Consider the following 8,203-nt stretch of genomic DNA (forward strand, 5'->3'; position numbering starts at 1 on the left):
GCCCGGGTGCGCGATCGTATCCGCGAGCGCCGCCGCCTAGGATGCGGAGGCGGCGTCCTAGCCCTTCCGCCGCCGGCGCATTGCCCGGCGCAAGCCGCGTTGGGAGCGCAGGCGCGGATTCGTCAGCTCGTCGATCGCGTAGTTCAGCAGCGAGAAGGCGAAGGCGACGATGGCGATGCAGGCGCCCGATGGCACGAAGGTCCACCACGCCCCGGTCAAGAGGCTGGAGTTGTTCGCCGCCCAGTAGAGGTTTGTGCCCCAGCTGACGGCGCTGGTGTCGCCGAGGCCGATGAACTCCAGCCCCGCCTGGGCGCCGATGCCGTAGACCACCGAGCCGACGAAGCTGGCGGCGACGATCGACAACATGTTCGGCAGGATTTCGACGAAGACGATACGCAGCCGGGTCTCCCCCAGCATCTCCGCCGCGATGACAAAATCCTTCTCGCGCAGCGCCAGCGTCTGCGCCCGCAGCACCCGCGCCGGCCAGGCCCAGCCGGTGACGGTCAGCACCAGCACGATGGTGGCGTGGCCGGGCGGCAGGAAGGCGGCCAGCACGATCAGGAGCGGCAGGCTGGGCATGATCAGGAAGATATTGACCACCAGCGACAGGAGGTCGTCGGTGCGGCCGCGGAGATAGCCGGCGATCATGCCGACCAGGGTGCCTAACGCGGTGGTCAGGATGCCGACCAGCACGCCGGCGCTGAGCGAGATGCGCGAGCCCCACACCGTCTGCGCCAGCACGTCCTGGCCGGAGCTGGTGGTGCCGAACCAGAACATGGCGGAGGGCGGCTGGTTCGGCCGGCCGACGAAGTCGTTCGGGTCGCCCGGCGCGATCACCGGCGCCAGCAGCGCGATGGCGGCGGCCAGAAGCAGGATGATGCCGCCGGCCAGCGCCTTGCGGTCGGACAGCAGGGTGCGGACCAGCATCCGGCCGGCGGAGCGCGGCGGCGCCGCCTGAGCCGAGGGGATCGCGGAATCGGTCATCTGAGCCGCACCCGCGGGTCGAGCCGGATGTAGAGCAGGTCGACCACCAGATTGGCGGTCAGCACCGCCGCGGTGATCAGGAGGAACAGTCCCTGGATCAGCGGGTAGTCGCTGCTGCGCACCGCGGTCAGCAGCAGGAAGCCCATGCCGGGATAGGAGAACACCACCTCGGTCAGCAGCGAGCCGCTGAGGATGAAGCCAAGCGACATGCCGAAGGCGGTGACGTTGGGCAGCAGGGCGTTGCGCGCGGCATAGCCGAACATCACCCGCGCCGGCGTCAGCCCCTTGGCCTCGGCCATGGTGACATAGTCCTCGGCCAGCACGCCGATCATCGAGTTGCGCATGCCGAGCAGCCAGCCGCCGATCGAGACGGCGACGATGGTCAGGGCCGGCAGCGCCAGGTGGTGGGCGACGCTGAGCAGGAACTCGGCCGTCACGCCCGGCTGCAGCGTGTTGTCGTAGCCGTGGCGCAGCGGGAACCAGCCGGAGCGGAAGCCGAGCAGGTACAGCGCCAGCGTCGCCAGCCAGAAATAGGGGAAGGAGTGCAGCAGCATGGTCACCGGCGGCAGCACCGCGTCGGCCAGCCGGCCGCGATGCCAGGCCGACAGCACGCCGAGCAGGCTGCCGATCACGAAGCTGAGCAAGAGCGCGGTGAGGCCGAGCAGCAGGGTCCAGGACAGGGCCGAGCCGATGACCTCGATCACCGGTGCCGGGAAATAGCTGATCGAGGTGCCGAAATCGCCCTGCAGCGCATGCGCCAGATAGGTCAGGTACTGCACCGGCAGCGGGTCGTCCGACAGGCCGTAGGCGGTTTTCATCGCCGTCAGCGCGGCCGGGTTCAGCTGGCCATGGAAGCGGGCGAAGATCGCGATCGACGGATCGCCGGGCATCAGCCGCGGCAGGACGAAGTTCAGGGTCAGCGACGCCCAGGCCGCCACCAGGTAGAAGCCCAGGCGCCGCGCGATGTAGGACATCTCAGGCCGGCGTCAGCGCGGTCAGCACCAGCAGCGCTTCCGAGGCGATGCTGGGTCCCAGCAACGCATAGGGCGCGTCGGCCGAGGGGAAGCCCTTGAACTTGGCCGTGCTGCATTCGCCCCATTGCGGGCCGGGATACAGCGGGATGGCCGGCCATTCGTCGAGGAAGGCCTGCTGCATCTCGCGGGCTAGGTCCTTCTGCTGCGCCTCGTCGGCGGTCGCCGCGAACTTCTCGAGCAACCCTTCGATCTTCGCGCTGCCGTAGCGGTGCCAGTTGACCGCCGCGACCTCCCCCACCGGCCGGCTGACCTTGCCGGACATCAGCGACTGGAAATGGTCATAGGGCGTCGGGTTGATGCTGGTGCTGCCGAGCGACAGCTGGAACGCGCCCTTGTAGGTGGCGTCGTACCAGGCCGTGACCTCGACCCCGCGCAGCTTCACCCGGATGCCGATCTCCTTCAGGTTCTGGGCGATGATCTGCCCGGCCTGCACCCAGTCGGACCAGCCCGAGGGCATCACCAGCTCGAACTCCAGCGGCGTCCCGTCCGGCGCCTTGCGGACATCGCCGTCGAGGACATAGCCGGCTGCGTCCAGCATCTCGTTGGCCTTGGCCGGGTCGTGCGAGACCAGGTCCTTGCCGGCCTCGACCACCGCCGGGTCCTTCCACTGGGCGTAGAGATCGCTCATGCCGGTGGCGTCGGCCGGCTTGGTATAGTCATAGACCGCGACGGTGCAGATCTGCTGCCGGTTGACGCCGATGCCGATCGCCTTGCGCAGGACGATATCGTCGAGCGGCTTCTTCGCCGTGTTGGCGTAAAGCATCACCATCTCGCCGATCAGCGGATACCAGTAGCGGAAATGGTCGGGATTGCGGGCGACGAAGGTGTTCTCGACATCGGGGATGAACAGCTGCATCCACTCGAAATCGCCATTGATCAGCCCCAGCGTGCCGGCGTCGTTCGAGGCGTAGGACGGGAAGGCCAACCCCTCGATCCCCGGCTTGCCCGCTTGCCAGTAATTCGGGTTGCGGTGCAGCTCCCAATATTGCGGCTTGAACACGGTGACCTGGGTAAAGGGGCCGGTGCCGACCGGATTGTCGTTGGCGAAGGTCACCGGGTCGGCGACGTCCTTCCAAAGATGCTCCGGCACGATCGACTGCTGGCCGATGGCGTAGAGCGCCGGGGTGAAGGCGCGGCTGAAATCGACGGTGCAGGTGAGGTCGTCCGTGGCCGCGGCGCCGGTCATCGTGTCCATCACCCCGCGGATGCCGCCGGAGCCGGACAGGCCGGGATTCTTCTTCAGCAGGTTCAGGGTGAAGGCGACGTCGCGGGCGGTGAAGGGCTGCCCGTCCGACCATTTCACCCCGTCGCGCAGGGTGAAGGTCAGCCGCTTGCCGTCGTCGCTGAAGCCCCAGCCGGTGGCGAGCCACGGCGTGGTCTTGCCGGTGGCGGTGCTGAACACCAGCATCGGCTCATGGATCGCGTACTGGGTCGGGAACAGCGAATCCGGCACCAGCGGGTTGAAGTTGCGCACCCAGGACGCCGCCTGGCCGGCGCCGATCCGCAGCAAGGGCGCGCCGGAGCCGTCCTGCGCCCGGACGAAGGGCGCGGTGCCGGCCAGGACGCCAGCGGCACCCGCCGCCTGCAGCAGGCCGCGGCGGGTGAGGTCAAATCCCTGTTTGTGATGGCGAGAGATCGTCTTCATCGCGGTCCCTTTCGCTCTGGTTGAAGTCTTATTGAAGTCTTACGCGGAGGCCCGTCCCCATCCCGCCATTGCGAGCCGAAGGCGAAGCAATCCAGGGGCCCAGGCACCGGCCCCTGGATCGCCACGTCGCTACGCTCCTCGCGATGACGGGATTGGGTTGGGCATGGCGTGCCTTCCTCCGATATCCGTGCGGTCAGATTTCCTCCAGCAGCTCCCGCACATAGCGGATGGCGCCGCGGGCGCTGTCGGCCTCGTCGGCGCCGATGCCGGCCTCGATGCACAGCGGGCCGCGGTAATCCGCCGCCTTCAGCGTGCGCAGGATCTCCTTGAGGTCGGCGCTGCGGTCGCGGCCGTCATGGCCGGTGCGCGGCTGCTGGCCGGCGCCGTCATAGGCGGTGACCTTGACGTGGCAGGTGAAGGCCGTCGGCGCCATCACCCGGATGCCGTCGCGCCAAGTGCCGCCGACGAAGTTGCCGGTGTCCGGGCAGGTGCGGAACCAGGACGACCCGACCTTGTCCAGCAGCCCCCGGACATGGCCGGGGTCGAAGGAGGCGCCGCCATGGTTCTCGATCAAGAGATGCACGCCGGTGTGCTCGGCCTCGGCGGCCAGCTCCTGGTAGCTCTCGACGATGCGGCCCAGCTCCTCGGCCGTGGTCGGCTCGCTGCCGCCGCTGTTGACGCGGATCGCCTCCGACCCTACCGCCCGGGCGACGTGAAACCACTGCTTCAGCGCCTCCAGGTCTGTGCGCCGGCGGTCGGGATCGGCCGCGGAGATGTCGCCCATGTCGACCGCGATGTTGCGGACGCTGACGCCGGCCACCCTGATCGCCTGGCGCAGCTCGTTGAGATAGGCGGCGCTCTGGCTCGGGAAGAAGGCGGAGCACAGCTCGACCACGCCGAGGCCCAGCGCCTTGGTAGCGGCCGGCAGCTCCAGCTGGGTCATCGTCTTCCGGTGCAGGATCGGCTGGTGGTAGAGCCAGCCGGCGATGCCGAAGGTGTCCATCAGTGTCCTCTCCGTCAGAAGGTCGTGCGCAGTTCGACCGCCGCGCCGGTGCGGGCGGAGTCACTGCAGCGGACCATGATCTCGAGCGCGTGGCGGGCATGCTCGGCGCTGAGCACCGGCTGGGCGCCGTCACGCACGCATTCCGCCAGATGCTTGACCAGGATGGCGCGCTTCAGCGTCTGCCACTGGTGATCCAGGTCGCCCTCGGCCGGGTCCGGCCTCGGCAGGGTCCAGCCATCCTCCGCCGGGGCGGCGCCGAGGCGATAAAGCTCCAGCGGCGGCAGCGCCGGGTTGGAGTGATAGTTGTAGAGGTTCAGCGTGCCGGCCCGGCCGAAGATCTCGACATGCGGGCTGCGCGCAGCGTTGACGTTGTAGCTGCCGTCGACGACGGCGAAGGTCGACCCGCCGAAATCGAGCATCATCAGCGTGTTGTCGTCGGCCGTGACCTCGATCTCCAGCTCGGCGAAGGGGCCGGCGCGGACGCGGCGCACGGGCTCGGTGATGCCGGAGAAGGCGACGACGCGCCTGGCCGGGCCGAGCAGGCCGGTGATGTCGTGGATGCCGTAGACGCCCATGTCGAGCAGCGGGCCGGAGCCCTTCTGGTAGAACCAGGTCGGGTCCAGCGGCCAGGCGCCGGCGGCCGGCCCGCCATGCGAGCCGCGGACGCGGGCGAAGCAGGGCTTGCCGATCGCGCCCTCGGCAATCAGGCGCTTGGCCTCGACCCGGTTCTGGTACAGCAGGTTCGGCGGGGCAACGACGCATTTCAGGTTTTTCGCGGTGGCGATCCCGACCAGCTCGTCCGCCTCCTCCAGCGTGCTGGCCAGCGGCTTCTCCAGCACCAGGTGCTTGCCGGCCTCCAGGATCCGCTTCGAGGTCGCATAGTGCAGCGGGATCGGCGTCAGGTTCACGACCAGGTCGAGATCCGTGCGCTCCAGCATCTCGTCCAGCGACGCGAAGGCGTGCGGGATGCCGTGGTCTCGCGCCACCAGGGCTGCCCGATCGGCCACCGGGTCGGCGATCGCGACCGTGGCGACCAGCTCGGGGATCAGATTCATCCCGGGCAGGAAGCCGCCCGACGCGGTGGCGATGGTTCCCGCCCCCAGGATCCCGGCACGCAGAACGCGATCGGTCACGGCTCCCCTCCGTTCGACGGCACGAGATCAGGCGGCGGCGCGCTCGGCCTGCTGCAGCAGCTCGCCGAAATATTCCAGGAACAGCGCGGCCTGGGAGTCGACGAAGTCGCGGCCCTGGACCTCGTTCCGCTCGTTCAGCGCCAGGTGGCAGTATTCGAAACAGACATAGCCGTCATAGCCGATCTCCTTCATCGCGCGGACGAAGGCCGGATAGTTCGGCACGTCCTCGCCGAAGCGGTACGGGTACTGCACCACCCGGCCCTTGCCGTCGCGCTTGAACTCGCCCGAGCAGTGCGAATGCACCTGCAGGCCGCGGCCGGCCAGGCAGGCCTGGCGCATGTAGTCGTCGTCCTGCCGGGTCATCAGCGGCGCGTCGAGGCAGGCCATGAAGGCCGGCGACCCGACCTCGCGCACCATGTCGATCACATCCTGGTGATGACGGATCACCGGCCCGTGATTCTGCAGCGCCAGCACCACGCCTTCGTTTTCGGCGAAGCGGGCCAGCTCGCGGAAAGCGACGCGGGCCTGCTGCCAGATCTCCAGCCGCGTGGTGTCGCGCCAGATCTCCTCCCAGCGCCGCCTGGCCACGTCGTAATAGGCCAGGCCGTCGGTGCGATAGGTGACGCCGGGCCAGGCCAGGAACACGCGCAGGATCTTCGACCCCAGATCGGCGGCGAGGCGGATCTGCTCGCGCACCATCAGGATCTGCGGCTCCAGATGGTCCGGCACCGGGGTGGTGAAGTCGTTGTTGGCGGCGACGGCGGCGATCTCGATCCCCTCCCCCGCCGCGATCCGCTTGATCTCCCGCCGCGCCGCGGCGTCGAGGTCCATCGGGTTGCCGTGCGGCCGCTTGCCGTCGAGCTCGATGCCGGCGAAGCCGAGCTGCCGCGCCTTGCGGATCAGGTCGGGCAGCGACAGCGCCTCGCCGCGATACCAGATGCCGGCATAGGACACGCTGTACAGGCCGAGCTTCATCACGCCCTCCCTTCGACGCCAGCTGCCGCCGGCGCTGCAATTTCATGTAACGAACTGCAAGATTTTCACAACGCTGCCGCGAGTCCGATCAGGCGTCAATCGGATTCTCGACTTCTGCAGACTTTTTCTGAAACACGGTGCTGCAAGATTTTGCAGAAAGCTTGCAGAAGCCCGGCCATCCATGATCTGGTGCGGCAGGCCTTCGTCCCGCCGGAATCAGGAATGACCGACCGCGTCACGCTGTTCGACATCGCCCGGGCCGCGGGCGTCTCCACCGCCACCGTGTCGCGGGTGATCACCGGCCGGGGTCCGGTGAGCGAGGAGATGCGGCGCCGGGTCGAGGCCGCGGCCGAGGCGCTGCAGGTCAATGTCGCCGATCGCGGCCGCGCCGGCGGGCGGCAGACCGGCACCATCGCCCTGGTGCTGAACCACTTGGACTGGCCGATCATCCCGGACTGGCTGGCGGCGGTGCACCGCGCGCTGGCCGGCTTCGGCTACAACGCCATCGTCACCGCCTCGGAGGGCGGGTCGGCGGTGCGGCAGCACTGCACCCGGCTGATCGTCGAGGGCCAGGTCGACGGCGCCATCTTCTACAGCCCGCATGGCGAGACCTACACCGCGATCCTGGAGCAGCTGGGCATCCCCGACCCGCAGCATCACGGCCGCGGGTCGTTCTGCATCGACCTGCGGCGCCGCCGCGGCTTCTACGTGCTGGTCGACGAGGACCAGGTCGGCCGGCTGGCTGCGACCCATCTGGTCAGCGCCGGGGCCCGCAGCATCGCCATGATCGCCGGGCCGCAGGACGCCACGGTCAGCACCGCGCGGCAGAAGGCGTTCCTGGACGCCATCGCCGCGCTGGGCCAGCCGCGCGGCGGCATCCTGACCGAGGCGGCGAACAGCTGGACCTTCGACGGCGGCTACGCCGCCATGGGCGCGGTGCTGGCCCGCAACGACCGCATCGACGGCCTGTTCGTGGCCAGCGACAACGCCGCCATCGGCGCGCTGCGCCTGCTGCATGAGCGCGGCGTCAAGGTGCCGGGCGACATGATCCTGGTCAGCGTCGACAACATGCTGGACGGTGCCTACAGCATCCCGTCGCTGACCACGATCGACATCCGGGTGCGCGACCGCGCCGAGATCGCGGTGTCGGAGCTGGTGCACCTGATGGAGGAGGACCGGGCCGAGCCCAAGGACGTCGCCGTCCCGGTCAATATCGTGGTGCGCGAGTCGTCACGCTTTCTGACGCGGCGGGGGTGAGGCGGCGACGCGCCAAAGACCGTCATTGCGAGGAGGCGAAGCCGACGAAGCAATCCAGGGGCCACGCCAAACGGCCCTGGATTGCTTCGCTGCGCTCGCAATGACGGGTCAACAAGACGCGCCGCCGGCATTACCCCTCGATCCGCACCCCCGCCGGGCCGGCCTCGACCGT

Annotated in this window: 7 protein-coding genes; 1 reads left to right on the forward strand and 6 read right to left on the reverse strand. The window is 68.9% G+C overall.

Annotated elements, in window-relative coordinates:
* Positions 1 to 57: 57 nt before the first annotated feature.
* The 6 genes from P409_RS19545 to P409_RS19570 all read right to left on the reverse strand — a co-directional run bounded on the left by P409_RS19545 (position 58) and on the right by P409_RS19570 (position 6,774).
* Positions 58 to 984, reverse strand: coding sequence for an ABC transporter permease (locus P409_RS19545; RefSeq protein WP_052120967.1), 927 nt, complete (start codon positions 982 to 984; stop codon positions 58 to 60).
* Entirely contained in the window at positions 981 to 1,958 is a 978-nt protein-coding gene (locus P409_RS19550) for an ABC transporter permease (RefSeq protein WP_034841949.1), read from the reverse strand. Before P409_RS19550 ends, P409_RS19545 begins: the two co-directional genes overlap by 4 nt.
* Before the next feature lies 1 nt (position 1,959).
* Positions 1,960 to 3,663 carry an ABC transporter substrate-binding protein gene (locus tag P409_RS19555; RefSeq protein WP_052120969.1) on the reverse strand — a complete coding sequence of 568 codons (1,704 nt, stop codon included), beginning with the start codon at positions 3,661 to 3,663 and terminating at the stop codon, positions 1,960 to 1,962.
* 193 nt (positions 3,664 to 3,856) lie between these two features.
* A complete protein-coding gene (locus P409_RS19560; RefSeq protein ID WP_034841950.1) occupies positions 3,857 to 4,666 on the reverse strand; it encodes a sugar phosphate isomerase/epimerase family protein in 810 nt (269 codons plus the stop codon).
* Positions 4,667 to 4,680: 14 nt separating this feature from the next.
* Positions 4,681 to 5,799 carry a Gfo/Idh/MocA family protein gene (locus P409_RS19565; protein ID WP_034841951.1) on the reverse strand — a complete coding sequence of 373 codons (1,119 nt, stop codon included), beginning with the start codon at positions 5,797 to 5,799 and terminating at the stop codon, positions 4,681 to 4,683.
* A 27-nt stretch (positions 5,800 to 5,826) separates the two neighbouring features.
* Positions 5,827 to 6,774, reverse strand: coding sequence for a sugar phosphate isomerase/epimerase family protein (locus P409_RS19570; protein ID WP_034841952.1), 948 nt, complete (start codon positions 6,772 to 6,774; stop codon positions 5,827 to 5,829).
* A 222-nt stretch (positions 6,775 to 6,996) separates the two neighbouring features.
* On the opposite strand from P409_RS19570, the gene P409_RS19575 reads away from it, so the two are divergent.
* On the forward strand, positions 6,997 to 8,031 hold the full coding sequence (locus P409_RS19575) for a LacI family DNA-binding transcriptional regulator (protein WP_034841953.1): 1,035 nt from the start codon (positions 6,997 to 6,999) through the stop codon (positions 8,029 to 8,031).
* Positions 8,032 to 8,203 lie beyond the last annotated feature (172 nt).

It is taken from the genome of Inquilinus limosus MP06 (assembly GCF_000767795.1).
In the GTDB taxonomy this organism is placed as follows: domain Bacteria; phylum Pseudomonadota; class Alphaproteobacteria; order DSM-16000; family Inquilinaceae; genus Inquilinus; species Inquilinus limosus_E.